Source organism: Agrobacterium sp., from assembly GCF_059499945.1.
In genome coordinates this window covers 192591-216994 of record NZ_JCABZP010000020.1, presented here as the reverse complement: position 1 = coordinate 216994, position 24404 = coordinate 192591, and the positions used below count along the sequence as shown (strand labels likewise).

Sequence of the window (24404 nt, the reverse complement as noted above, 5' to 3'; positions counted from 1 at the left end):
ATCCTACGGTATTCGACACGCCGCAGCCCACCATAAAGCGTGGATGAAACGCCCGCTTGTGAGGTAGACGTTTGGTTTTGGGGATTTGGGACGTTCGGCCAAAGAAAAAATTGCGGGTCGTGAAATGGTTGGCGACCGCTTATCCGAAGGACGGCTTCTTCCGTTTTGACGAGGGCCTGTATCGAACCATGTCAGCCTGCGAGCATTTCTTTCAGGCAGAGTGTAATAAGATTGTGGTCTTCGACGTCAGGCAGTCCGCTGACGCCCACCGAGCCAATCAGTGTGCCTCCGCGGATGATGAGGGGAAATCCACCACCGCTGGCGACGAAATCGCTGACCGGCAGGCCGAACTTTGCGTTGAAGTCGTATCCCTTTCGCTCGGCTTCGAGCCGAACCTGAAGCGAACTGCGATGAAAACGATGGACGACCGCGCATTTGCGGCGTGTCCATCCAAAATTGTCGATGGTCGCGCCCGGCAGCAGGTTGGCGAACACCACGTCGGTGCCGTGCCTTATCTCGATTGCGACGGGAAGCTCCTGTGCCGCCGCCCGCAATCTTATCAGGCTGCCCAGCTTCCAGGCGAAGTCATAGTTGAAGGTGTTGAGCTGAAGGGCTGCTTGTTCGGCCCGCAGGGCGTCAAGCGAAGGCGTTTCGGTGGTCATTCATTGCTCCGGAATGAGGGGTGATCGTTTACCGGCCGTAGGCGTTGGTCGGTAAACTACGATCCATTAGGGCGGAAGGGCAAGCGTCGCTGTTCCGGCTTGGCCGAACACTGCCGGCCTTCGCGTTCGTCGGCATTGCAAACTCGACCCACCTCGCTCCCGCTGAGAAGAAATAATAGCGTATTTTGGAACGTTCCATTTTTCAATGGCAATTATGCCGAAACTTCATAGGGTTTCTGAAAATCATGGAAATCAAAAGAGATGATAATATCATTGAAATTAAAACATTATTGGCGATTTTAGACGGAGCCTTTCGTAGTTTTCGATTTTGCTATGGCGATGTCACTTGACAAAATTGGAACGTTCCAATTAATTACCCCTCGATCTTGATGGACGGCCTGGGAGGGTTCAATGACTGGCGGACGGGTGACCGTTATAGATATCGCGCAGGCCGCAGGCGTCTCGAAATCGACAGTCTCGCTGGTGCTGCGGGGTTCGCCGCTCGTCAATGAGGGGACCCGGGCCAAGGTCAATGCGGCGATGCGCGAGCTTGGTTATGTCTACAACCGCGGCGCCGCGAACCTGCGCCAGACCAGCGCGAAATCGAAAATCATCGGTGTCGTCGTCAACGATCTGACGAACAGCTTCTTTGCGGAACTTGCCGTGGGCGTCGACACGGTCATGCAATCGGCCGGCTATGTGCAGTTTCTTGCCAATACCAGCGAAAGCATCGACCGGCAGCGCGAGGTGATTGCCTCGATGCGGGAGCACGGCATCTCCGGGCTGATCGTATCGCCCGCCCGCGCGACCGATCCGCTCGACTTCAAGCCGCTGATTGCCGCCGGCATTCCCGTCGTGGTCGTTGTCCGCAGCCTGCCCGGTGCGAAAGTGTCGTCGGTTGCATCGGACAATCAGTCCGGCATGGCGCAGGCGGTTGCCCATCTTGCCTCGCTCGGCCACTCCCGCATCGCCTTCATGGGCGGGTTTCCCGATACGGCGGTCTTCCATGAGCGGGTCGGCGGTTTTCGTGACGCCTTGGCTGTCGCCGGTCTGCCTTTTCAGGAGACGGCCGTTGTTCCCTGCGCGCCTTCGCGTGCCGGCGGTGTCGAGGCGATCGGGCGCGTGCTCGAAGCAAGCGATCCGGTCACGGCCGCCGTCTGCTTCAACGATGCCGTGGCTTTTGGCGTTTGCGACGGGTTACGTGCCCGGCACATGGAGGCAGGACGGGATTTCGCGGTTGTCGGCTTTGACGATGTTATCGAAGCCAAGACGACGGTTCCCGCTCTGACCACAATTGCTGTCGACCCCCAGGGGATCGGCAGACGGGCGGCACAGCTGCTTCTCAAACAGATCAATTCGGAGAAAGCCGATGCGGAGGCCGTGACAACGGCGGTTCGGCTCGTTGTGCGGGAGAGTTGCGGAGCGCAACGAAATGAAGTCGGGAGGACATTGGCATGACGGTGCGTTGGGGATTGATCGGCGCAAGTACGATCGCGCGCGAATGGGTGATCGACGCGATCAGAAAAACCGGCGGTGAGGTTGTTTCCGTTTTGAGTTCCAACCCTGTTCGCGGGGCGGAATATGCGGCGGCAAACGGCATCCCGAACGTCGCGTCCGATCTGGCCTCGCTTCTTGCCGATCCGGCCATCGATGCGGTTTACATTTCGACGACGAATGATCTGCATTGCGAGCAGGCGCTTGCCGCTGCCCGGGCGGGAAAACACATTCTCTGTGAAAAGCCTCTGGCCCTGTCGCTTGAAGAGGCTCATGCGATGGCGAACGCGGCCCGCGATGCAAACGTCGTTCTGGCGACAAATCATCATCTCCGCAATGCGCCCACTCACCGTGCGATGCGCGATGCAATCGCCGCCGGCAGGATCGGAACGCCGCTGAGCGCGCGCGTCTTTCATGCGGTTTACCTGCCGCCGCATCTGCAGGGCTGGCGGCTGGACAAGCCATCTGCGGGCGGCGGTGTCATCCTCGACATCACCGTGCACGACGTCGACACACTCCGCTTTGTGCTCGGTGTCGATCCGGTCGAAGTCATCGCGTTTTCTCAGGCCGGCGGCATGAGCCGGGAGGGGCTTGAAGACGCTGTGATGGGTGTCATTCGTTTCGAAAACGGCCTTATCGCCCAGTTCCACGATGGCTTCACGACCAGATATGCCGAGACCGGTTTCGAGGTTCATGGCACCGAAGGCTCCCTGATCGCCAGAAATGTGATGACCCAGAAGTCGGTCGGTACTGTCGTGCTGCGTACCGAGGCTGGCGAGCAAGAAATCAAAACAGGTTCCGACAATCTCTATGAGGTCGCGCTCGAAGCGTTTCACTCGGCCATCACGGGCGGCAAACCTGCCGCGACTGCTGAAGACGGCATCTGGTCGCTGGCGACCGGGCTTGCCGTCGTCGAAGCGTCGAAAAGCGGATCCGCTGTTCGGGTCAAAACAGGGATCGAGAGCCGGTCATGAAAAAACATATCACTCCAGCGCAGGCAGCGGATCTTATTCCAGACGGCGCGATCGTTTCCGTTTCGTCGTCCAGCGGTCTGGGCTGCCCCGATCTGATGTTGAAGGCGATCGGTGACCGCTTCGATGCAACCGGACATCCGAAGAACATCACGACGCTTCATCCGATTGCCGCCGGTGATATGAGCGGTATCAAGGGCGTTGATCACATCGCGAAAAAGGGCCTGCTGAAGCGGATCATCGGCGGTTCATACCCGTCCGGTCCATCCAGTGCCGAACCGCCCTTGATCTGGCAGATGATCACCGCCGATGAGATTCCGGCCTATAATATCCCGTCCGGCATCATGTTCGACATGCATCGCGAGGCGGCGGCAAAGCGCCCGGGTGTCCTCACCAAAATCGGCCTCGATACCTTTGTCGATCCGGCCCGTCAGGGCTGCGCGATGAATGCTTCGGCAGCGGCCGAGCCGGTCGTCAAGCGCGTCACTTTCGAGGGTGAGGACTGGCTCTATTTTCCGTCGATCATTCCGCAGGTGACGATCATTCGCGCGACGACTGCCGATGAGCGCGGCAATCTATCCTACGAACATGAGGGCGCTTATCTCGGAGGTCTCGATCAGGCGCTGGCCGCCCGAAACAATGGCGGCATCATCATCGCGCAGGTGAAGCGCATCACCAAGGAAGGCTCGCTCAAACCTCACGATGTGCGGGTGCCGGGCATGCTGGTGGATTACGTCGTGGTCGATCCCTATCAAAAGCAGACGACACAGACGGCCTATGATCCGGCGATTTCGGGAGAGGTCTTCCATCCGCTCGATTCATTCGAGGTGCCGGAATTCAATATCCAGAAAGTGATTGCCCGTCGCGTGGCTCAGGAGCTTGAGGCTGGCAGCTGCGTCAATCTCGGTTTCGGCATTTCCGCGAATGTGCCGAGAATTCTGCTGGAAGAAGGTCTGCATGGCTCGGTGACCTGGGTAATCGAGCAGGGGGCGGTCGGCGGCGTTCCCCTGCTGGATTTCGCATTCGGCTGCGCCTCGAACGCCGACGCCTATATGCCGTCGCCCTATCAGTTCACCTATTTTCAGGGCGCGGGCTTTGATGCATCGTTGTTGTCATTTCTCGAAATAGGCAAGGACGGTTCCGTCAACGTCTCGAAGCTTTCCTTCCGTCCGCATGTGACCGCCGGTGCTGGAGGCTTCGTCGATATCACGGCCCGGGCGAGGAAAATCGTCTTTTCCGGCATGTTCAATGCGGGGGCAAAGCTGTCGATCAATGACGGCAAGCTGGTTGTCGAAAAAGAAGGAAAGCTGAAGAAGCTCGTCAATGAAGTCGAGCACGTGACCTTCTCCGGCCGCAGGGCGATCGAGCAGGGTCAGGACATCACCTATGTCACCGAACGCTGCGTGATGAAGCTGACGCGGCAAGGCGTCGTGTTGAGCGAGATCGCGCCGGGCATCGATTTGCAGACGCAAATCCTCGATCAATCCGAGTTCGAACTCATTGTTGCCGACGATCTCAAGGTGATGGACGCTTCGCTTTTTGCCGAAGCCAATATCGGCCTTGCGCTTCCGACAAAAAGCGCCCGCGTGCTGGAGGGAACCTTCCATGGCTAATGGCACGGTTCGCATCGAGATCGACGGTCATATCGCGATCATGACGGTGTCGCGGCCGGAAAAACGCAATGCTCTCGATCTCGATATGCTCGGCGCGCTGATGGCGTCCGCCGATGAGGTCGAGGCAAACAATGCGGTCCGTGTGGCGATCCTGACGGGCGAGGGGCAGGGCTTTTCGGCCGGTGGCGATATCAAGGCATGGGGCGGCATGCAGCCCCAGGAATTTGGCCACGGCTGGGTTCGTCACGGTCACCGGGTTTTCGAACGTCTTGCGACCTTGCGGGTGCCGTTGATCGCTGCGCTCAATGGCCATGCGCTCGGCGGCGGCCTCGAACTGGCGGGTATCGCCGACATTCGCATTGCCGAGGAGCAGATCAGGATCGGTCTGCCGGAAACCAGCCTCGGAATGGTGCCGGGCTGGTCGGGCACGCAGCGGCTGGTCAAGCGGTTCGGCGCCCAGCCCGTGCGCCGGATGGCGCTCGGGGGTGAGGTGTTCAGCGCACATGAGGCGCTTGCGCTTGGGATTGTCGATGCGGTCACCCCGACAGGCAACGCTCTGACCGCCGCGAAAGATTATGCGGAGCGCGTTGCCGCGCGTGGCCCGGCGGCGTCCGAGATCGTCAAACTGATGATCGCTTCGGCAAGCGGTGAAGACAATGGCACGGCGGTCGAAGCATTGGGTTCCATCCTGGCTGCCAAGACCGGCGACCTGAAAGAAGGCGTGGCGGCATTTAGCGCAAAACGCCCGGCAATATTTAACGGAGAATGGTGATGACGGTTCTGATCAACCCGAAAATGCTGAGTGACCGGACGGCCAGAGATTTCAAGATGTTCATCGACGGCCAATGGGTCGAAGGCAATGTCGATCCTATCGAGCGGATAGCACCCGGCCATGGTTCCATCGTCAGTCGTTTTCAAGCTGGAACCAAGGCCGATGCGGAACGGGCGATAGCGGCCGCGCGCACCGCTTTCGATACCGGGCCATGGCCCCGCATGACGGCCTCCGAGCGCTCGGCTATTCTGTTGAAGGCTGCGGACCTCATCGCCGCGCGATCCGAAGAACTTGCCTATCTGGACGCCGTCGAGGCCGGAAAGCCGATTACGCAGGTGCGCGGTGAAATCGCCGGTTCCGTCGATATCTGGCGTTATGCCGCCGCCCTCGCCAGAGATTTGCATGGCGAGAGCTACAACACACTCGGTGACGGCACGCTCGGCGTTGTCCTGCGCGAAGCGATCGGGGTCGTATCGATCATCACACCGTGGAATTTCCCTTTCCTGATCGTCGGTCAGAAACTGCCTTTTGCGCTGGCGGCGGGCTGCACCACGGTTGTTAAGCCCTCGGAACTCAGTTCCGGCTCGACGCTTGTTCTCGGTGAAATCCTGCAGGAAGCGGGTGTCCCGAAGGGTGTCGTCAACATCGTGACGGGAACCGGGGCGGAGGTGGGTTCGATCATGACCTCGCATCCCTCAGTTGATATGGTTTCTTTCACCGGCTCCACGGGCGTCGGCAAGCTGACCATGGTCAATGCCGCGCAGACGCTGAAGAAGGTCTCGCTCGAACTGGGTGGCAAGAACCCACAGATCGTATTTCCGGACGCTGATCTTGATGCGTTCATCGATGCGGCTGTCTTCGGGGCCTATTTTAATGCCGGCGAGTGCTGCAATGCCGGGTCGCGCCTTATTCTTCACAAGAGCATCGCGGCGGATGTGGTCAAACGCGTCGGCGAACTTGCCAGCAAGGTAAAGGTAGGCGATCCTCTGGACCCGACGACACAGGTCGGCGCGATCATTACGCCTCAGCATCTTGAAAAAATCTCCGGTTACGTTTCAGATGCGAAAAACAGCGGCGCACAGATCGCTCATGGGGGAGAAAAGCTGGACTTGGGAATGGGGCAGTTCATGTCGCCTACCATTCTTTCCGACGTCACGCCGGTCATGGCCGTTGCGCGTGAAGAAGTTTTCGGACCGGTCCTTTCGGTTCTGACCTTTGAGACAACCGCAGAAGCCATCGAGATTGCCAACTCTGTCGATTACGGCCTGTCCGCAGGCGTCTGGAGCCGCGATTTCGATACGTGCCTGACGATCGGACGCCGCGTGCGGGCCGGTACGGTGTGGATGAATACCTTCATGGATGGCGCGAGTGAGCTGCCGTTCGGAGGTTACAAGCAGTCCGGTCTCGGCCGGGAACTCGGCCGTCATGCGGTCGAGGACTATACGGAAACCAAGACCCTGAACATGCATATCGGCGGCCGAACCAGCTGGTGGATGCCGCAGACTGAAAAACCGGCGTAGATCATAGAATTAGAGCGGGATTTCAGGCGAAAACCGCACACACTTTTCGCCATCCCGCTCTAGCCGGTTAGACTGACTGCGTCCGAGGAGGACGGGTGACGGGGCGGGGTATTCCTCGCTTTAATTTGCGACAATGGGAGGAACATATGCGCAAATTTCTGACAGGCACTGCATTGGCAGTGTCCATGATGGCCGGCGCCGCACAGGCGGCGGAGAGTGTTGAAGTCCTGCATTGGTGGACGTCCGGCGGCGAGGCTGCCGCACTCGACGTCCTCAAGAAGGACCTTGAGGCGAAGAATATCTCCTGGACCGATATGCCTGTTGCCGGCGGCGGCGGCACGGAAGCGATGACGGTGCTGCGCGCCCGCGTTACCGCCGGCAACGCGCCGACCGCCGTCCAGATGCTCGGTTTCGACATTCAGGACTGGGCGAAAGAAGGCGCTCTCGGCAATCTCGATGAACTGGCGGCCAAGGATGGCTGGGACAAGGTCATTCCGAAAGCCCTGCAGCGCTTCTCGAAATATGACGGCCACTGGATTGCCGCACCCGTGAATGTGCATTCGACCAACTGGATGTGGATCAACAAGGCGGCGCTCGACAAGGCCGGCGGCAAGGAGCCCAAGAACTGGGACGAACTGATCGCCATGCTCGACAACTTCAAGGCGCAGGGCATCACGCCTATCGCCGCCGGTGGACAGCCATGGCAGGACGCAACGATCTTCGACGCGGTCGTGCTGTCGCTCGGCACGGATTTCTACAAGCAGGCGTTCATCGACCTCGACCCGGCAGCACTTGGCGGCGAGAAGATGAAGACCGCTTTCGAGCGCATGACGAAGCTTCGCTCCTACGTGGATGACAACTTCTCCGGTCGCGACTGGAACCTTGCTTCCGCCATGGTCATCGAAGGCAAGGCCGGCGTTCAGTTCATGGGCGACTGGGCGAAGGGTGAATTCGTCAAGGCGAAGAAGGTGCCAGGCACGGACTTTGTCTGCGTCCGTTATCCTGAAACGCAGGGTGCGGTGACCTTCAACTCCGACCAGTTCGCCATGTTCAAGGTCGCTGCCGACAAGGTGCCAGCGCAGATGGAAATGGCGGCGGCAATCGAAAGCCCGATCTTCCAGTCGGCATTCAATGTCGTGAAGGGTTCGGCTCCGGCCCGGTCCGACGTGTCGAACGAGGCCTTTGACGCCTGCGGCAAGAAGGCGATTGCCGACCTTGCCGAGGCTGACAAGAGCGGCAAGCTCTTCGGTTCGATGGCTCACGGTCACGCCAACCCGGCTGCCGTCAAGAACGCGATCTATGACGTCGTTACCCGTGAGTTCAACGGTGAACTGACGCCGGATGAAGCAATCGTCGAACTGCCGGCTGCCGTCGCAGCCGCAAAGTAAACGTGGAAAAATGCGGTGGGGGCATCCCCCCCACCGCACCAATGCTCGCATGAAATCGCAGTCGAACCGGTCCGGGCGCCTTGCAGGCAGCCTGTCGTCTTCGGCTACCCAACTGATGGAAACGGCAAGCATCGGGCGCTGTTTCAAGGATCAAGGATATCTGCGCGATGACTGGTCGTAGTCGACTTCAGGAGCTGTTACCGAAGCTTGTTCTGGCTCCAAGCTTCGTCGTCATTATCATTTTCGTATACGGCTTCATCGCCTATACGGGCTTCCTGTCGTTGACGGACAGTAAGATGCTGCCCTCCTACAATTTCGTCGGGCTTCTGAATTACCAGCGGCTCTGGGCTCTTCCACACTGGTGGCGGGCGATCAGCAACCTCGCGATCTTCGCGTCGCTTTACATCATCATCTGCTCGGTTCTCGGCCTGTTTCTGGCGATCCTACTGGACCAGAAAATCCGTGGCGAAGGTTTCCTGCGGCCGATCTATCTTTATCCCATGGCGCTGTCTTTCATCGTCACGGGCACGGCGTGGAAATGGTTTCTCGACCCCGGCATCGGTCTGCAGAACACCATGCATCTGTGGGGATGGGAAAGCTTCCAATTTGCGTGGATCAAGGATCGCAACTACGCCATCTACTGCGTGGTGATCGCAGCGGTCTGGCAGTCCTCGGGCTTTGTCATGGCGATGTTTCTGGCCGGCCTTCGCGGTGTCGACAATGAAATCATCAAGGCGGCCCAGATCGACGGCGCTTCGACCGTCATGACCTACCGCCGCATCATTATTCCCCTGATGCGCCCGGTCTTCCTGTCCGCATTCGTCGTTCTCGCTCACCTCGCAATCAAAGCCTATGACCTTGTGGTCGCGTTGACCGGCGGCGGGCCGGGGCAGGCGACCGAGCTGCCGGCGACATTCATGTATTCCTACACATTCACGCGCAATTCCATGGGCATTGGCGCCTCCTCGGCGATCATCATGCTCATCATGATCTTCTCGATCATCGTGCCCTATCTCTATTCGGAAATTCGCGGAGGGAAACGCTGATGAGCGGCGCTCCAAACCAACAAAATGCAATCAGCCATGGCCATCTGACGCGCGGACTGATTTATCTGGCGCTTATATTCTTCGCCATCTACTACATGCTGCCGCTCTACGTAATGGTGGTCAATTCGCTGAAACCACTGGACGAAATCCGGCAGGGCGGCATGTTGAACCTGCCGCAGGTGTGGACCGTCGAGCCGTGGCTCTCCGCCTGGTCCACGGCGCAGATCGGCGTTCAGCCGACAGGTCTCAAGCCCTTTTTCATCAATTCGATCCTGATGGTCGTTCCGGCTGTCGCGATCTCCACCATCGTTGGCGCGCTGAACGGTTATGTTTTGACCAAGTGGAGCTTTCGCGGTTCGAATGTCTTCTTCGGGCTGCTGCTGCTTTCATGCTTCATCCCGTTCCAGATCGTGCTGATTCCCATGGCACGCATCCTCGGCACGCTGGGTCTCGCCGGTTCGATCTGGGGCCTGATCATGGTGCATGTGATCTATGGCCTCGGCTTCACCACGCTCTATTTCCGCAATTACTATGAAGCTTTCCCGACGGAACTTGTCCGGGCAGCCCAGATCGACGGTGCGAGTTTCTTCCAGATTTTCCGCCGCATCCTGCTGCCGTCATCGGGACCGATCATCGTGGTCTCAGTCATCTGGCAGTTCACCAATATCTGGAACGACTTCCTGTTCGGCGCCTCGTTTTCGGGTGCGTCTTCGACCCCGATGACGGTGGCGCTCAACAATCTCGTGTCCTCGTCCACGGGGGTCAAGGAATACAACGTCCATTTCGCGGGCGCGATCCTGGCCGCCCTCCCAACCCTCATCGTTTACATCGTCTCCGGCCGCTATTTCGTACGGGGTCTCATGTCCGGCGCTGTGAAAGGATAAACCATGTCGTTTCTCGAAATCTCTCATCTGCGCAAGTCCTATGGCGCGCTGGAAATTCTAAAGGACATCAATATCGAAATCGAGGAGGGCGGTTTTCTGGTGCTTGTCGGGCCTTCCGGCTGCGGCAAATCCACCCTGCTCAACACGATTGCCGGTCTGGAACCCATCACATCAGGCACGATCTCGATCAACGGGCGCAACGTAGCCGGCCTGCCGCCGTCGCAGCGCGATATCGCGATGGTTTTCCAGTCCTACGCACTTTACCCCAACATGACCGTCGCCGGGAACATCGCCTTTGGTATGGAGATCCGCAAGGTTCCGAAGGAAGAGCGCGAAAAGGCGATCAGGCAGGTCGCCGATATTCTCCAGATCGGCCATCTCCTCGACCGTAAGCCGAGCCAATTGTCGGGCGGTCAACGGCAGCGCGTCGCCATGGGGCGTGCGCTGGTGCGCAATCCGCAGGTCTTTCTTTTCGACGAGCCGCTGTCAAACCTCGACGCCAAGCTGCGTGTCGATATGCGAACCGAGATCAAGCGGCTTCACCAGCGCATGAAGACCACGATCGTCTATGTGACCCACGACCAGATCGAGGCGATGACGCTGGCGACGAAGATCGCGGTGCTGAAGGACGGCGTTCTGCAGCAATTCGGATCTCCCGCCGAGATTTACAATAATCCGGCAAACATGTTCGTCGCCGATTTCATGGGCTCGCCCGCCATGAACCTTTTAACCGGCACCATCGAGCAGGATGCGTCCGGACTATCCGTTTCCCTTGCGAGACCCGATGGCGAGCCGATGCGTCTTCCCGTCGCGGCCGGCAAGGAGGCGCTGGCGTCCCATGCGGGCCGGCAGGTCATTTTCGGCATTCGACCCGAGGCTTTGACAGACCCGGAAGGGGCGGACCGGAACGCCAGAACGCTTGCCGAGGGAGAATGCCACATCGAGGTCGTGGAACCGGCCGGATCGGACACATTCGCCGTCACCAAGCTCGGCGGCAAGGAGGTCGTTGCCCGCCTGCGCGCCGATGCCCGCATTCACGCCGGCCAGAACGCCCGTCTTGCCTTCAACCTCGACAAGGCCGTGTTCTTCGATCCGACGAGCCAGGTGCGTATCGCCTGAAGTATTTGGTAACAGCATGATGAACAGTCCAGACATTGTCATTATCGGCTCCGGTATCGGCGGCGCGACGGCTGCCGCCGGGCTTGCGGCGACAGGTGCCGACATCCTGATCCTTGAAGCCGGCGATTACATCGCCGACAGCCCGGTCAATCGCGACCAGCGCGCCATCTTTCAAAAGGGCCATTTTCGCCCCAAGGAGAGCTGGTACGAGGCCAATGGCGCTGCGTTCAATCCCGGTAATTATTACAATGTCGGCGGAAATTCGAAATTCTACGGCGCGGTGCTGTCCCGTTATCGCAAGGAAGACTTCAGTGAGATCAGGCATAGGGAAGGCGTTTCGCCCGCCTGGCCGTTCGCTTACGAGGAGCTGGAACCCTGGTACAGCAAGGCGGAGGCAATGTATCAGGTTCGCGGCGAGCTGGGCGCGGACCCGACCGAACCCGAACATTCCGCCGCATATTCATTTTCTCCCGTTGCGGACGAGCCGCCGGTGGCGGATGTGCGGGCACGCCTGAAGGCGAAGGGTTTGCATCCGTTCTCCCTGCCCTTGGCCATCGATATCGAAAAATGGCTCTTGAAAGGTCGGACGCCGTGGGATGCCCATCCGAATTCTCGCGATGGCAAGATGGATGCGGAGACTGCGGCACTTCTCAAAGCCCTTGAATATCCGAACGTCAAAATCGAAACATCCGCGAGAGTAACCAGACTTGAGGCTGGCGCGAGCGGCCGCATTGAGCGCGTCCATTATGAACAGCACGGCGAGGCCCGCTCGGTTACGGCAAAACTGGTGATCCTGTCTGCGGGAGCCGTGCAGTCGGCCGTGCTGCTGCTCCGCTCGGCGGATGAACGATATCCGAAGGGTCTTGCGAATTCCTCCGATCAGGTCGGGCGAAACTTCATGAACCACAATTCGTCGGCTGTAATTGCCGTGTCGCCAAGCTTCCGCAACACGGCCGTCTATCAAAAGACATTCGGCTTCAATGACTTCTATCTGTCCGACGGTGAGGGCGGGCCGCCTCTTGGCAACGTCCAACTGCTCGGCAAGATTTCTCCGGCGATCTTGAAGGGGGCAATGCCCCGCGTGCCGGAATGGTTGCTCCGGCAACTGACCGGACACGCGATCGATTTCTACGCGATGAGCGAAGATATCCCTCATCCGGACAGCCGGATAATGGTTGACGGAAACCGCATCGTTCTCCACTGGCGGCGAACCAACTGGGACGCTCATCTGGCGCTGGTTGCGAAACTCAAAGGCATCCTCAAATCGGTCGGTTTCCCGATCGTCTTGTCGAAACCTTTCGATAAACGCACGCCGTCGCATCAGTGCGGCACGATCCGCATGGGCAACGACCCGGCGGCTGCACCGCTCGACCCCTTCTGCCGTTCCCATGACCACCGCAATCTTTTCGTTGTCGATGCCAGCTTTCTGCCGACGTCGGCAGCCGTCAATCCGGCGCTCACCATTGCGAGCCAGGCGCTGAGGGTTGCCCATCATATCTCGACGGAGGACCTCGCCCCATGAGGCCGACGACCCCGACACCCCATTTCATGATCGCGATGTCGCTTTATGTGGGCGGCGGTCATCAGATTACTCAAGTATAACAGGATAGTTCGATGCGTTTCGACTATATCATCACCGGTGCCGGCCCCGCAGGATGTGTGCTTGCCAACCGTTTGAGCGAAGACCCCGATGTCAACGTCCTGCTGCTCGAAGCCGGCGGGGGCGACTGGAACCCGCTTTTCCATATGCCCGCCGGTTTTGCCAAGATGACCAAAGGCGTGGCGAGCTGGGGCTGGGAGACCGTGCCGCAGAAGCACATGAAGGGCAGGGTGTTACGGTACACCCAGGCCAAGGTGCTGGGCGGCGGCTCATCGATCAATGCCCAGCTTTATACGCGCGGCAATGCGGCCGACTACGACACATGGGTCTCCGAGGATGGCTGTGAAGGCTGGAGCTATCGCGACATCCTGCCCTATTATAAACGCGCCGAAGACAATCAGCGTTTCGCCGACGATTATCATTCCTATGGCGGGCCGCTTGGGGTCTCGATGCCGGTTTCGGCCCTGCCTATCTGCGATGCTTACATTCGAGCAGGCCAGGAACTGGGCATACCCTATAATCACGATTTCAACGGCAGGCAGCAGGCTGGCGTCGGCTTTTATCAGCTTACCCAGCGTAACCGCCGCCGGTCGTCGGCATCGCTCGCCTATCTCAACCCGATCCGACATCGCAAGAACCTGACGATCAAACTCGGCGCACGCGTCTCCCGCATCGTTCTGGAAGGAAAACGCGCCATAGGGGTCGAGGTGGTCGGAAAGTCCGGCACGGAAATCATCCGCGCCGAACGGGAAGTCCTCGTCTCTTCCGGCGCCATCGGCTCACCCAAACTTCTTCAGCAATCGGGTATCGGCCCGGCGGATCATCTGAAATCCGTGGGCGTAAAAGTGCTCCATGACCTGCCCGGCGTCGGTTCGAACCTGCAGGATCATCTCGATCTTTTCGTGATTGCCGAGTGCACCGGCGACCATACCTATGACGGCGTCGCCAAGCTTCACCGGACGATATGGGCGGGGCTTGAGTATATTCTGTTTCGCACCGGCCCGGTCGCCTCCTCGCTGTTTGAAACGGGCGGTTTCTGGTATGCGGACCCGGATGCGCGCTCGCCGGACATCCAGTTCCATCTGGGATTGGGGTCGGGTATCGAGGCGGGCGTGGAGCGGCTGAAAAACGCCGGGGTCACGCTGAATTCCGCCTATCTTCATCCCAGATCGCGCGGAACCGTGCGGCTGTCATCCTCCGATCCGGCCGCCGCGCCGTTGATCGATCCCAATTACTGGTCCGATCCGCACGACCGGAAGATGTCACTGGAAGGTCTCAAGATCGGCCGCGAGATATTCCAGCAGGCGGCGTTGAAGCCATACATCATGGCGGAACGTCTTCCCGGCCCCAAGGTCATGACGGATGATGAGCTTTTCGACTACGGCTGCGCGAACGCCAAGACCGATCACCATCCTGTTGGCACCTGCAAGATGGGCAACGGGCCGGAATCCGTCGTCGGCCTTGATCTCAAGGTGCATGGTCTGGAAGGGCTGCGTGTCTGCGATTCCTCCGTCATGCCGCGCGTTCCCTCGTGCAACACCAATGCGCCGACGATCATGGTCGGAGAGAAAGGTGCGGACCTGATAAGAGGACTTGGCCCCCTTGCGCCTGCGATTTTCTCGCACGAACGCAATGAAACGCGTCCAAGGGCGCGAGCGCAGGTTCGGTAGTCATTCCGCGATCAGGCGGTCTTGATGCGAACCTAAGACAAAGCCTGAAAGGCAACACGAGGAGTAAAACGCTCATGGACGCGACCGTCCCGCAGCATATTCTTGACGCGCTCACGGATGTGAACATGCCGCGTTTGCCGAATGCGCCCGGCCCCAAGGAAATGATCGTGCTCGGCGGCATCGATGTTCCGGTTCATCGGGCTGGCTGTGTCGTTGTCGGCTCCGGTGCTGCCGGGCTGCGGGCCGCGGTGGAAATGAAACGGCGCGGCGATGACGTCGTCATCCTCAGCCAGAGCGCGTGGGGCGGGACATCCGCCTGTTCCGGATCGGACAAACAAACGCTCCACACCGCGAACACGGCTGATCAGGGCGACAACTTCAAGGCGATGGCGCGCGCTATCCGCAGCGGTGGCGCCATGGACGAGGACACCGCCTATGTCGAGGCGGTCGGCTCCGCGCGCATGATGGCCTCGCTGCAATTCCTTGGGCTGCCCTTGCCGCAGGACCCGCTGGGCGGGACGCTGAGATATCAGACTGATCACGACGAAGTCGGCCGCGCGACCAGCTGCGGTCCGAGGACATCGCGGTTGATGGTCAAGGTGCTTGCGGATGAAGCGATCCGTCTGGATATCCCGTTTCACAATCATACCACCGTCGTCAAAATATTGACCGAAGGTTTGAGGCACGAAAGACGGGTCGTCGGCGTTCTCGCCATGCAGCCTCATGAGCGTAGCGACACCAATCCGTTCGGGATCGCTCTGTTCGTGTGTGCGGTGATCGTCCTTGCAGCCGGAGGACCGGGTGAACTTTATCGCGACAGCGTCTATCCCAATGGCTGCTTCGGCTCTCTGGGGCTGGCGCTGGAGGCAGGGATAGACCTCGTAAACCTCACGGAAAGTCAGTTCGGCATCGGCACGCGGCGGGAGGGGTTCCCCTGGAATCTGTCGGGAACCTATGTTCAGGCCATTCCTCACATTTATTCGCTGGATGCCGAGGGCAAAGAGCACCATTTTCTGGCGGACTACTATCGCAATACGCAGGAAATGGCCTCCAACATTTTCCGAAAGGGCTATCAATGGCCCTTCCATTCGACCCGGATGCTCGATTTCGGCTCAAGTCTGGTCGACCTTGCGATCTTCCGCGAGTCGGCAGCCGGGCGGCGGGTCTTCATGGACTTCAATCGCAATCCGCTGGCGGTGCCCGGCGACCTTCCGTTCAGCCTTGATCGTCTCGATCCCGATGTCAGCAGCTATATCGAAAACGCCGGCGCGATGAAGGAACTGCCGATCGACCGGTTGCGGCATATGAACCCGCTCGCGATCGAACTCTACCGGCGCTACAAAATCGACATCGCCAGCGAGCCGCTGGAATTTGCGGTGAACAACCAGCACATGAACGGCGGCATCATGGTCGATACCTGGGGGCGGACCAACCTGACGGGCTGCTATTCTGTCGGCGAGGCCGCAGGTACGCATGGTGTGACACGTCCGGGCGGAGCGGCGCTGAATGCCGGGCAGGTGTTCGGTACACGCGCGGCCGAACACGTCGGCGCAAGTCATCGCGCGAAATCCCCGTCATCGGCAAATATTGAGGCGGCTGCGTTAGCGGGGCTCAATGATCTTCTCGCCATTCTGAAGGAGGATAGTCGCCTGTCCGCCAAGGACATCCGCACCGAAATCCAGTCCCGCATGAGCGATAAGGCGGGGATGATATGCGATGCCGAAAGCGTTTCGCAGGCGCTTGCCGGGGCGCGTTCGCTCAATGCGACGATCCGCTCGAACGGGATTGCTTACGGACGGGCTGCCGAGGCGGTTCGCGCCGTTCAGTGGCAACAGATGGCGATTGCGTCCGAGGCCGTGCTCACGGCGTTGGATTACTTCATTCGCGATGGCGGCGGCAGCCGAGGCGCACGCGCGATCTGCGATGCTGACGGTGAACTGGTTCCGAACGTCAATGCGGGACCCTTGCATGAATTCCGCTTTCGCAGGGAGAAAGACGACCATCGAAGCGAGCAGATCGTCGTCAGGCTCGAAGGTGAGGATATGGCGACATCGACGCGTCCCAACCGCGTCTTCGATGAAAGCAAGAAATCCTTCTTTGAACGGGACTGGCCCGCCTGGCTCACCGGACGCATCTATGATCTCGGTGAAAGAGAAGGATGCGCCGAAGACTGAATTCGTTTTGAATTATGCTCGGACGGGCCCCAGTCACGCCTTTGATACGGCCGATCAGCATTCTGTCCTCGCGCTCGCAAGCTAGGCGCCTTTCAAGAAAAAAATGAAGAAGCGGATCAGCCTCTGCCGGTGGAGGTGTTTTCCTCCATGGCTGGCCAGCTTGCCGGTGCGAGGAGCCCCCCGGCGGGATTGTCTTCGAAGGACCGGCGTCGCCCCCCGGTCACGCCGACGGCGCGCATCTAATTTCCCAAATTTAAAGAACAGGCGACAAAGGCGCCCGGATTTGATAAATTACAATTTAGCCGGTTGCGGTTTGACGCGCGGATAAAGTCTCCAGGCGTTTTCACGCCGCCAGCCGGATCATGGCGCAGGAGGAGAAGTGCTATGACGGCATTCCATGTCATGGCCGGTGCAACCGGTGAATTTACTCGCCCCGAAGTCCGCAAGATTGGTTTCGCGGATATTGTCGATGCATTGAGGCTGGGGCTTGATGACTTCAAAGAGAAGCCGTCCCATTATGTCTTTCTCTGTCTTATGTATCCCATTGCGGGTGTTTTTCTGGTCATGTGGAGTTCCGGCGCCAATCTGTTGCCGCTGATTTATCCCTTGATGTCAGGTTTTGCGCTGATCGGTCCGATTGCGGCCATCGGTCTTTATGAAATCAGCCGCCGACGCGAGCAGGGGTTGGATAGCTCCTGGCGTCATGCGCTGGAGGTTCGTCACTCTCCGGCCCTGCCGTCGATTATCGCGGTCGCCGTCATGCTGTTCGTGCTTTTCGCCGTCTGGCTGATTGTTGCGCAGCACCTCTACACCACGACGTTCGATGCGGCCGGTCCGGCCTCGCTCTCAACCTTTCTGTCAGACGTGCTGACCACCCCGCAGGGACTTTCCCTGATAATCTGGGGGAATCTTGCCGGTTTTGTTTTCGCGGTCATTGTGCTGGCGACAACGGTGGTGGCGTTCCCGCTGCTGCTGGATCGGGATGTCGGCGCAGTCGCGGCGGTGGATGCGAGCATACGCGCCACGCTTGCCAATCCGGTTCCCGTTGCGCTTTGGGGGTTGATCGTCGCGGCGCTGCTCGTCGTCGGCACAATCCCGGTTTTCGTCGGCCTTGCAGTCATCATGCCCATCCTCGGACATGCAACCTGGCACCTCTATCGGAAATTGATCGTCCCCGTTTATCCAAACCGTATGCCTTGAACCCATAACGGAAATCTAGCTGTCGATCATCCTTCCCGCTGTTGCGGCTCTCCTGAGGGAGCCGTTGCTGCCGGGATGGCGATGGAGCGCGTGAGGATGCCATGTCGTATCGTTTTCTTGCCATCTGTCTGCTTTTCGCCACGACCCTTCCGCTTGATGCGCACGCACAGGAGGGGGACCCTGTCGCCGGCGCCACCGTTTTCAAAAAATGCGGCATTTGTCATGTCGCCGAAACCGACCAGAACAAGGTCGGACCTTCACTGAACGGCCTGTTCGGCAGAGCCGCCGGCACTCATCCGAATTTCGCCTATTCGCAGGCGATGCAGGATGCGGGCAAGGCCGGGCTGGTATGGGACGAGACATCATTTCGCGATTATCTGCACGACCCCAAGGCGAAGGTGAAGGGCACAAAAATGGCCTTTGCCGGGGTGAAGGATGACACCGACATCACCAATCTCATCGCCTATCTGAAGCAATACTCCAAGTAGCGAAATGATGCGATCTGAAGAGCTGTCTCTCGCCGGGGTGGATCGGCAGGACAGGGCCGAATGAGAGGCGAACCGCTGCTGTTGCCGCAATTGCTCGCCCGAACTGTTCATGAGATAATGCTAATACGTTTCGCGATAGGATTGTAGAAATAGTCGCGGCCGTGTCAGGGGAGGAGACGATGGCTGTCGTTGTGGTTCTCGTTCTGCTGGTGGTGGGATCGATCGTATTCCACCTGCTGAGCCCTTGGTGGTGGACGCCGATTGCCTCCAACTGGAGCTATATCGACAATACGATCATCATCACCTTCTGGATCACCGGTTTCGTTTTTTCGGCCATCGTGTTGTTCGTCGCCTATTGCGTGTTCCGTTTCAGGCATCGCACGGGAAACCGGGCGGCATACCAGCCTGAAAACAAGCGCCTGGAGGGGTGGCTGGCCGGAGGAACCGGGGTCGGGGTGGCTGCCATGCTTCTGCCGGGCCTCTTTGTGTGGAACCAGTTCGTGACCGTGCCTGATGGCGCCAGCGAGGTGGAAGTCGTCGGTCAGCAATGGCAATGGAGTTTTCGTCTGCCCGGCGCGGATGGCCGGCTCGGACGGGCGGATACGCGCGCTATTGCACCGGACAATCCTCTCGGTTTGAACAGAAACGACCCCGCCGGAATGGACGATGTCATCGTTGAAGGCGGCGAGCTGCATTTGCCCGCCGGCAGGCCGGTGAAGATGCTGCTGCGCGCGATTGACGTGGTGCATGATTTCTACGTGCCGGAGTTCCGGGCCAAGATGGATATGATCCCCGGTTCGGTCACCTATTACTGGTTCACCCCCACGCGGACAGGAACCTTCGAGGTTCTCTGCGCGGAATTGTGCGGCGTCGGCCATCCGCAGATGCGCGGCACCGTCGTTGTCGATACCGAGGCTGACTATCAGGCCTGGCTACAGCAGCAACCGACTTTCTCGAAATCGCTCGCTTTGGCGGAAAAGTCGGCAGCCAGATGAGCGCCATCTGTCGTTGACGGGAAAAGCGTCGTTGAAGGGAAAAGCCGCGTCGGAGGAAACAGGGAGGACGGAAGATGGTCGAGATTGGATCCGGCGCGGGGCAGGTCATCCAGCCCGCTGAGGTCGAGGATGTCGAGCTTTATCACCCGAAAAGCTGGTGGACGAAATATGTCTTCAGCCAGGATGCCAAGATCATCGCCATTCAATATTTCCTGACCGCGACGGCAATCGGCATGGTGGCGCTGGTGCTATCCTGGTTGATGCGCCTGCAACTCGGCTTTCCCGGTTATTTCTCTTTCATCGACGCGGAACATTATTATCAGTTCATCACCATGCACGGCATGATCATGGTGATTTACCTGCTTACCGCGCTGTTTCTCGGCGGTTTCGGCAATTATCTGATCCCGCTGATGCTCGGCGCGCGCGACATGGTGTTTCCCTATGCGAACATGCTGAGCTATTGGCTCTACCTGCTCGCGGTCCTCGTGCTGGTCGCCGGTTTCTTCGCGCCTGGCGGGCCGACGGGCGCTGGCTGGACGCTCTATCCGCCGCAGGCGCTTTTATCGGGAACGCCGGGCGGGCGCGACTGGGGCATCATCCTGATGTTGTCCTCGCTGATCCTGTTCATCATCGGCTTTACCCTGGGCGGGCTGAATTACGTCGTCACGGTGCTACAAGGGCGCACGCGCGGCATGACGTTGATGCGCATGCCCCTGACGATATGGGGCATCTTCACGGCAACCGCCATGGCGCTGCTCGCCTTCCCGGCGCTTCTCGTTGCCGCCGTCATGATGTTGTTCGACCGGCTGCTCGGCACGAGCTTCTTCATGCCCGCCATCGTAGAGATGGGTGAACAGCTGAAACAGGAGGGCGGCAGTCCCATTCTGTTCCAGCACCTGTTCTGGTTCTTCGGCCACCCGGAAGTCTATATCGTGGCACTTCCGGCCTTCGGCATCGTCTCGGATCTCATCAGCACCCATGCACGCAAGAACATCTTCGGTTACCGGATGATGGTCTGGGCGATCGTCATCATCGCGGCGCTGAGCTTCGTCGTCTGGGCGCATCATATGTATGTCAGCGGCATGAACCCGAATTTCGGCTTCTTTTTCGCGACCACGACGCTGATCATCGCCGTGCCGACGGCGATCAAGGTCTATAACTGGGTGCTGACGCTCTGGCGCGGCGATATCCATCTGAACTTGCCGATGCTGTTTGCGCTCGCCTTCATCGTCACATTCATCAATGGCGGATTGACCGGTCTTTTCCTCGGCAATGTCGTCGTAGACGTTCCGCTTTCGGATACGATGTTCGTCGTCGCGCATTTCCATATGGTGATGGGGGTCGCGCCGATCATGGTGATTTTCGGCGCGATCCACCATTGGTATCCCAAAGTCACGGGCCGCATGCTGAACGTGGCGATGGGGCATATCCACTTCTGGATCACCTTTCTCGGCGCTTACGCCATCTTCTTCCCGATGCATTATCTCGGCCTGATGGGCGTGCCGCGCCGTTATTACGAACTGGGCGAGGCCGCTTTCATTCCGCCCTCGGCACACACGCTGAACATGTTCATCTCCGTTGCAGCACTGGTTGTTGGCGCCGCACAACTGCTGTTCCTGTTCAATCTCGCCTGGAGCCTTCGCTGGGGCAAACAGGCGGGCGGCAATCCGTGGCGGGCGACGACACTGGAATGGCAAACGCCGCAGACCCCGCCGGTTCATGGAAACTGGGGCAAGGAGCTGCCGGTCGTCTATCGCTGGCCTTATGACTACAGCGTGCCCGGCGCGGATGAGGACTTCTTGCCGCAAAACCAGCCGGCTGCGGCCGGGTCGTCGGAGAGGGCCCTGTCATGATCGCCATTCTCATCTTCATGGCGGGTATTGCCGGCATCATCGCCTGGTGGATGGCGGGGCAGCGGCTCACTTCAAAGCCATGGCTGGAAGTGGGGGTGGCAGGCGATGCACCGCAGATGCAGGGATCGTCGGCGACAATAGCGAAACTTGGGCTCGGCATTTTTCTGGGTGTCGTGGGCGCGCTGTTCACGCTGCTCATCAGCGCCTATCTCGGCCGCATGGGCGGCGCGGACTGGTGGGGCATCCCCATTCCCGGGCTGTTATGGGCCAATACTGCGGCGCTTGCCGCTAGTAGTCTGGCGCTGCAATGGGCGAAAACCGAAGCCGGCGCCGGTCGCCGCGACAGGCTGAACACGGCTCTTGCGGCAGCCTTTGCGACGGCCGTTCTCTTTGTCGCCGGACAGTTCCTGGCATGGTGGCAACTCACCTCCGCAGGCTATGTGCTGGCGGATAACCCATCGAACAGCTTCTTTTACATGATCACCGGGCTGCACGGCCTGCATATAGTGGGCGGGCTCTGTGTGCTTGGACGCACCGCAATCCGCGCCCGCAGCGGACCCCTGTCGGCAAGGATGCGCCTGAGCGTGGAGCTGTGCGCCATCTACTGGCATTTCATGCTGGTGGTGTGGCTGATCCTTTTTGCGCTCTTCGCCGGCTGGGCGAATAGTTTTGTCGATCTATGCCGTCAATTGGTCAGCTAGAGCGGCGGGAGATGAACCGGAGCAGGTCCCGCCGCTCTAAGTTTTATCTAAGCATCAGATTTTCCGGACGCTACGCACTTTTACTGGAAATCCTCTAAGGAGTGTCGATCATGACCGCATCCATGGAAAGGCCAGCAAGCGATCCGCATCTGCGCCCCACGGGACTGCGCGGCGTTGCCGCCGATCTGTCATCGGACCAGCGGGCGTTCAAGAACGTCTCCTGGGGCAAGGCGATGATGTGGATCTTCATCCTCAGCGACATCTTCATTTTCGGCTGTTTCCTACTGGCCTATATGGCCGCGCGCATGTCGACCACCGTCGCCTGGCCCAATCCGAGCGAGGTTTTTGCGCTGACGATTGGCGGCAAGGATATTCCGCTGATCCTGATTGCCATCATGACCTTCGTCCTCATCAGCAGCAGCGGCACGATGGCCATGGCCGTCAACTTCGGATATCGCCGTGACCGTCGCAAAACCGCGGCGCTGATGGTGGTAACGGCCCTCCTTGGCGCGACATTCGTCGGAATGCAGGCATTCGAATGGACGAAACTGATCGAGGAAGGCGTGCGTCCCTGGGAAAACCCCTGGGGTGCGGCGCAATTCGGTTCGACTTTCTTCATGATCACGGGCTTTCACGGCACCCATGTCTCGATAGGCGTGCTGTTCCTCCTCATCATTGCGCGCAAGGTATGGCGGGGAGATTTCGATCAGGAAAGGCGGGGATTTTTCACCAGCCGCAAAGGGCATTACGAGATCGTCGAGATCATGGGGCTTTATTGGCACTTCGTCGATCTGGTGTGGGTCTTCATCTTTGCATTTTTCTATCTGTGGTGAGTGAGGATGGCATCATGGCACAGGAACAGTCACAGCAGCATCCGATAAGACTTTACATGGTGGCCTGGGGACTGCTTTTTGTCCTCAGCACCTTTTCCTATATGGTCGATTATCTCGGCATTCAGGGCTATCCCCGATGGTCTTTGATCATCGTATTCATGCTTCTGAAGGCAGGGCTGATCATCGCGATCTTCATGCATCTGGCCTGGGAGCGGTTGGTCTTGATCTACGTCATCCTGCTCCCACCGGTCCTCGTGCTTGTCTTCGCCGCCCTGATGGTGTCGGAATCCAATTATACGGCTTTCACCCGGCTGACCTTTATGACTGCGGGTTCCTAGGCCGCTGCAACATATTTCAGGCTTGCGGAAGCAGCACGCCGACAGCGAATTCCTCGTCGGTTGTCGTGTGGCCGGCCTGTGTCTTGCGATATTCGCTGGGCGTGAAACCGCGCTCGGTTCGCAGCGTGCGGGAAAGGTGCGGCGCGTCGCAGAAACCGGTGGCGAGCGCAATCTGCGTGATCGGGTCATGCGTGCTGCGCAGGAGGGAGAGCGCACGGTCCAGCCGAAGCTCGAGATAGACCTTGGACGGGGTCGCGTTCAGGTCGGTGAGGAAACGCCGTTCGAGGCTGCGGCGACCAAGGCCAAGGTCGTTCGCCAGTTCCAGCACTGTTTTCGGAACCTCGATATTCTGCTGCATCCGCAGGATCGCTTTTTTGACCAGAGGATCATTGGCCTTTCGCGCGCTCTGCTGGCCGGGCTGGGGTTTTTCGCCGCTCAGCGCGCTGTCGATCATCATGATGTTGAGGCTTTTGATGGCGGCGGACTGGCCGACATGGCGCTCGACGAGGAAAGCCGCCAGATGGGCTGCGCCGTGACCACCGGAACAGGTCAGCCGGTCACGGTCGATGACGAAAATCTGGTCGGAGATCATCTGGACGGTATCGAAACGGTCGAGAAAATCCTGATGGTGGAACCAGCTCACGCAGCAGCGATAACCATCAAGCAGGCCCGCTTCATGCAGAATGAAGACACCGGTGCAGAGCCCGACGATGGGAATGCCCGCCGCCGCCCGGTCTTTCAGGAACCGCAGCGCTTCCTGCGGCAGGGCGCTGTGATCGCTGATCAAGCCGCCGACAACGACGATATAGTCGTAATGCCCGGCGTCCATCAGCCGTGTATCCGGCTGCACCTTCACGCCGCAGCTCGATTGCACGCTCCCCAGCGTTGCCGAGAGCACCGACCACTCACACAGGATAGGCCGGGAACGGTCCGCCTCGTCGGCGGCAAGACGCAGCACATCAACGAAATTCGCAAAGGCTGACAGCGTGAAGCGGTCGGCAAGCAGGAAGGCGACGCTGAGGCGTTTTCTGGCGCGGTGTGAGGTCATGACGCAAATATTCATGCAAACAGACGCGATTGTCC

General features: G+C 59.2%; 21 protein-coding genes. 19 read left to right on the top strand and 2 right to left on the bottom strand.

Going from position 1 to position 24404, the window contains the following annotated elements; all coding sequences use genetic code 11:
• Positions 1-191: 191 nt before the first annotated feature.
• A complete protein-coding gene (locus AC5I5B_RS23940) occupies positions 192-662 on the bottom strand; it encodes a heme-degrading domain-containing protein (RefSeq protein ID WP_112488630.1) in 471 nt (156 codons plus the stop codon).
• A gap of 411 nt (positions 663-1073) precedes the next feature.
• Between AC5I5B_RS23940 and AC5I5B_RS23935 the strand changes: the two genes are divergently transcribed.
• The 19 genes from AC5I5B_RS23935 (at position 1074) to AC5I5B_RS23845 (ending at position 23321) form a co-directional block, all read left to right on the top strand.
• Positions 1074-2120: a LacI family DNA-binding transcriptional regulator gene (locus tag AC5I5B_RS23935; RefSeq protein ID WP_174054717.1), complete on the top strand. Its 1047-nt coding sequence runs from the start codon at positions 1074-1076 to the stop codon at positions 2118-2120.
• A complete protein-coding gene (locus tag AC5I5B_RS23930; RefSeq protein WP_174054716.1) occupies positions 2117-3130 on the top strand; it encodes a Gfo/Idh/MocA family protein in 1014 nt (337 codons plus the stop codon). The genes AC5I5B_RS23935 and AC5I5B_RS23930 overlap by 4 nt, the downstream gene beginning before the upstream one ends.
• The gene (locus tag AC5I5B_RS23925) at positions 3127-4740 is read left to right on the top strand and encodes an acyl CoA:acetate/3-ketoacid CoA transferase (protein ID WP_174054715.1); all 1614 of its coding nucleotides are present in this window, start codon (positions 3127-3129) and stop codon (positions 4738-4740) included. Before AC5I5B_RS23930 ends, AC5I5B_RS23925 begins: the two co-directional genes overlap by 4 nt.
• On the top strand, positions 4733-5512 hold the full coding sequence (locus AC5I5B_RS23920; RefSeq protein WP_111817595.1) for an enoyl-CoA hydratase/isomerase family protein: 780 nt from the start codon (positions 4733-4735) through the stop codon (positions 5510-5512). The genes AC5I5B_RS23925 and AC5I5B_RS23920 overlap by 8 nt, the downstream gene beginning before the upstream one ends.
• Positions 5512-7032: an aldehyde dehydrogenase family protein gene (locus AC5I5B_RS23915; protein WP_174054714.1), complete on the top strand. Its 1521-nt coding sequence runs from the start codon at positions 5512-5514 to the stop codon at positions 7030-7032. Before AC5I5B_RS23920 ends, AC5I5B_RS23915 begins: the two co-directional genes overlap by 1 nt.
• Positions 7033-7178: 146 nt before the next feature.
• Positions 7179-8420 (top strand): ABC transporter substrate-binding protein, encoded by a 1242-nt coding sequence (locus AC5I5B_RS23910; protein WP_174054713.1) that lies wholly within the window; start codon positions 7179-7181, stop codon positions 8418-8420.
• Positions 8421-8587: 167 nt separating this feature from the next.
• The gene (locus AC5I5B_RS23905; RefSeq protein ID WP_003504335.1) at positions 8588-9466 is read left to right on the top strand and encodes a carbohydrate ABC transporter permease; all 879 of its coding nucleotides are present in this window, start codon (positions 8588-8590) and stop codon (positions 9464-9466) included.
• The gene (locus AC5I5B_RS23900) at positions 9466-10350 is read left to right on the top strand and encodes a carbohydrate ABC transporter permease (protein WP_003504336.1); all 885 of its coding nucleotides are present in this window, start codon (positions 9466-9468) and stop codon (positions 10348-10350) included. The genes AC5I5B_RS23905 and AC5I5B_RS23900 overlap by 1 nt, the downstream gene beginning before the upstream one ends.
• Positions 10351-10353: 3 nt before the next feature.
• Entirely contained in the window at positions 10354-11469 is a 1116-nt protein-coding gene (locus tag AC5I5B_RS23895; protein ID WP_003504339.1) for an ABC transporter ATP-binding protein, read from the top strand.
• A 16-nt stretch (positions 11470-11485) separates the two neighbouring features.
• Positions 11486-12991 (top strand): GMC oxidoreductase, encoded by a 1506-nt coding sequence (locus AC5I5B_RS23890; RefSeq protein WP_111820475.1) that lies wholly within the window; start codon positions 11486-11488, stop codon positions 12989-12991.
• 92 nt (positions 12992-13083) lie between these two features.
• On the top strand, positions 13084-14739 hold the full coding sequence (locus AC5I5B_RS23885; protein ID WP_174054712.1) for a GMC family oxidoreductase: 1656 nt from the start codon (positions 13084-13086) through the stop codon (positions 14737-14739).
• A gap of 74 nt (positions 14740-14813) precedes the next feature.
• The gene (locus AC5I5B_RS23880) at positions 14814-16913 is read left to right on the top strand and encodes an FAD-dependent oxidoreductase (RefSeq protein WP_174054711.1); all 2100 of its coding nucleotides are present in this window, start codon (positions 14814-14816) and stop codon (positions 16911-16913) included.
• Between the two features lie 384 nt (positions 16914-17297).
• Positions 17298-18113: a DUF2189 domain-containing protein gene (locus tag AC5I5B_RS23875; protein WP_111785038.1), complete on the top strand. Its 816-nt coding sequence runs from the start codon at positions 17298-17300 to the stop codon at positions 18111-18113.
• 101 nt (positions 18114-18214) lie between these two features.
• Positions 18215-18601, top strand: coding sequence for a c-type cytochrome (locus AC5I5B_RS23870; RefSeq protein WP_112977537.1), 387 nt, complete (start codon positions 18215-18217; stop codon positions 18599-18601).
• Positions 18602-18780: 179 nt separating this feature from the next.
• The gene (locus AC5I5B_RS23865; RefSeq protein ID WP_099087029.1) at positions 18781-19596 is read left to right on the top strand and encodes a cytochrome c oxidase subunit II; all 816 of its coding nucleotides are present in this window, start codon (positions 18781-18783) and stop codon (positions 19594-19596) included.
• A 74-nt stretch (positions 19597-19670) separates the two neighbouring features.
• Positions 19671-21449, top strand: coding sequence for a cbb3-type cytochrome c oxidase subunit I (locus AC5I5B_RS23860; protein WP_087746519.1), 1779 nt, complete (start codon positions 19671-19673; stop codon positions 21447-21449).
• On the top strand, positions 21446-22150 hold the full coding sequence (locus AC5I5B_RS23855; protein WP_003504353.1) for a cytochrome c oxidase subunit 3: 705 nt from the start codon (positions 21446-21448) through the stop codon (positions 22148-22150). Before AC5I5B_RS23860 ends, AC5I5B_RS23855 begins: the two co-directional genes overlap by 4 nt.
• Positions 22151-22260: 110 nt before the next feature.
• A complete protein-coding gene (locus tag AC5I5B_RS23850) occupies positions 22261-22983 on the top strand; it encodes a heme-copper oxidase subunit III family protein (RefSeq protein ID WP_087746595.1) in 723 nt (240 codons plus the stop codon).
• Positions 22984-22997: 14 nt separating this feature from the next.
• Positions 22998-23321 carry a cytochrome C oxidase subunit IV family protein gene (locus AC5I5B_RS23845; RefSeq protein ID WP_020813017.1) on the top strand — a complete coding sequence of 108 codons (324 nt, stop codon included), beginning with the start codon at positions 22998-23000 and terminating at the stop codon, positions 23319-23321.
• A 16-nt stretch (positions 23322-23337) separates the two neighbouring features.
• Here AC5I5B_RS23845 and AC5I5B_RS23840 read toward each other — a convergent pair whose 3' ends face one another.
• Positions 23338-24384, bottom strand: a complete 1047-nt coding sequence (locus tag AC5I5B_RS23840; protein ID WP_162686905.1) for a GlxA family transcriptional regulator — start codon at positions 24382-24384, stop codon at positions 23338-23340.
• Between the last annotated feature and the right edge of the window lie 20 nt (positions 24385-24404).

Excerpts from the sequence above, each read along its gene's own strand:
- AC5I5B_RS23840 (WP_162686905.1), bottom strand. The coding sequence starts at position 24,384 with ATGAATATTTGCGTCATGACCTCACACCGCGCCAGAAAACGCCTCAGC.
- AC5I5B_RS23900 (WP_003504336.1), top strand. The coding sequence starts at position 9,466 with ATGAGCGGCGCTCCAAACCAACAAAATGCAATCAGCCATGGCCATCTG.
- AC5I5B_RS23895 (WP_003504339.1), top strand. The coding sequence starts at position 10,354 with ATGTCGTTTCTCGAAATCTCTCATCTGCGCAAGTCCTATGGCGCGCTG.
- AC5I5B_RS23875 (WP_111785038.1), top strand. The coding sequence starts at position 17,298 with ATGACGGCATTCCATGTCATGGCCGGTGCAACCGGTGAATTTACTCGC.
- AC5I5B_RS23920 (WP_111817595.1), top strand. The coding sequence starts at position 4,733 with ATGGCTAATGGCACGGTTCGCATCGAGATCGACGGTCATATCGCGATC.
- AC5I5B_RS23905 (WP_003504335.1), top strand. The coding sequence starts at position 8,588 with ATGACTGGTCGTAGTCGACTTCAGGAGCTGTTACCGAAGCTTGTTCTG.
- AC5I5B_RS23845 (WP_020813017.1), top strand. The coding sequence starts at position 22,998 with ATGGCACAGGAACAGTCACAGCAGCATCCGATAAGACTTTACATGGTG.
- AC5I5B_RS23930 (WP_174054716.1), top strand. The coding sequence starts at position 2,117 with ATGACGGTGCGTTGGGGATTGATCGGCGCAAGTACGATCGCGCGCGAA.
- AC5I5B_RS23870 (WP_112977537.1), top strand. The coding sequence starts at position 18,215 with ATGTCGTATCGTTTTCTTGCCATCTGTCTGCTTTTCGCCACGACCCTT.
- AC5I5B_RS23855 (WP_003504353.1), top strand. The coding sequence starts at position 21,446 with ATGATCGCCATTCTCATCTTCATGGCGGGTATTGCCGGCATCATCGCC.
- AC5I5B_RS23860 (WP_087746519.1), top strand. The coding sequence starts at position 19,671 with ATGGTCGAGATTGGATCCGGCGCGGGGCAGGTCATCCAGCCCGCTGAG.
- AC5I5B_RS23890 (WP_111820475.1), top strand. The coding sequence starts at position 11,486 with ATGATGAACAGTCCAGACATTGTCATTATCGGCTCCGGTATCGGCGGC.
- AC5I5B_RS23865 (WP_099087029.1), top strand. The coding sequence starts at position 18,781 with ATGGCTGTCGTTGTGGTTCTCGTTCTGCTGGTGGTGGGATCGATCGTA.
- AC5I5B_RS23935 (WP_174054717.1), top strand. The coding sequence starts at position 1,074 with ATGACTGGCGGACGGGTGACCGTTATAGATATCGCGCAGGCCGCAGGC.
- AC5I5B_RS23880 (WP_174054711.1), top strand. The coding sequence starts at position 14,814 with ATGGACGCGACCGTCCCGCAGCATATTCTTGACGCGCTCACGGATGTG.
- AC5I5B_RS23885 (WP_174054712.1), top strand. The coding sequence starts at position 13,084 with ATGCGTTTCGACTATATCATCACCGGTGCCGGCCCCGCAGGATGTGTG.
- AC5I5B_RS23850 (WP_087746595.1), top strand. The coding sequence starts at position 22,261 with ATGACCGCATCCATGGAAAGGCCAGCAAGCGATCCGCATCTGCGCCCC.
- AC5I5B_RS23910 (WP_174054713.1), top strand. The coding sequence starts at position 7,179 with ATGCGCAAATTTCTGACAGGCACTGCATTGGCAGTGTCCATGATGGCC.
- AC5I5B_RS23925 (WP_174054715.1), top strand. The coding sequence starts at position 3,127 with ATGAAAAAACATATCACTCCAGCGCAGGCAGCGGATCTTATTCCAGAC.
- AC5I5B_RS23940 (WP_112488630.1), bottom strand. The coding sequence starts at position 662 with ATGACCACCGAAACGCCTTCGCTTGACGCCCTGCGGGCCGAACAAGCA.
- AC5I5B_RS23915 (WP_174054714.1), top strand. The coding sequence starts at position 5,512 with ATGACGGTTCTGATCAACCCGAAAATGCTGAGTGACCGGACGGCCAGA.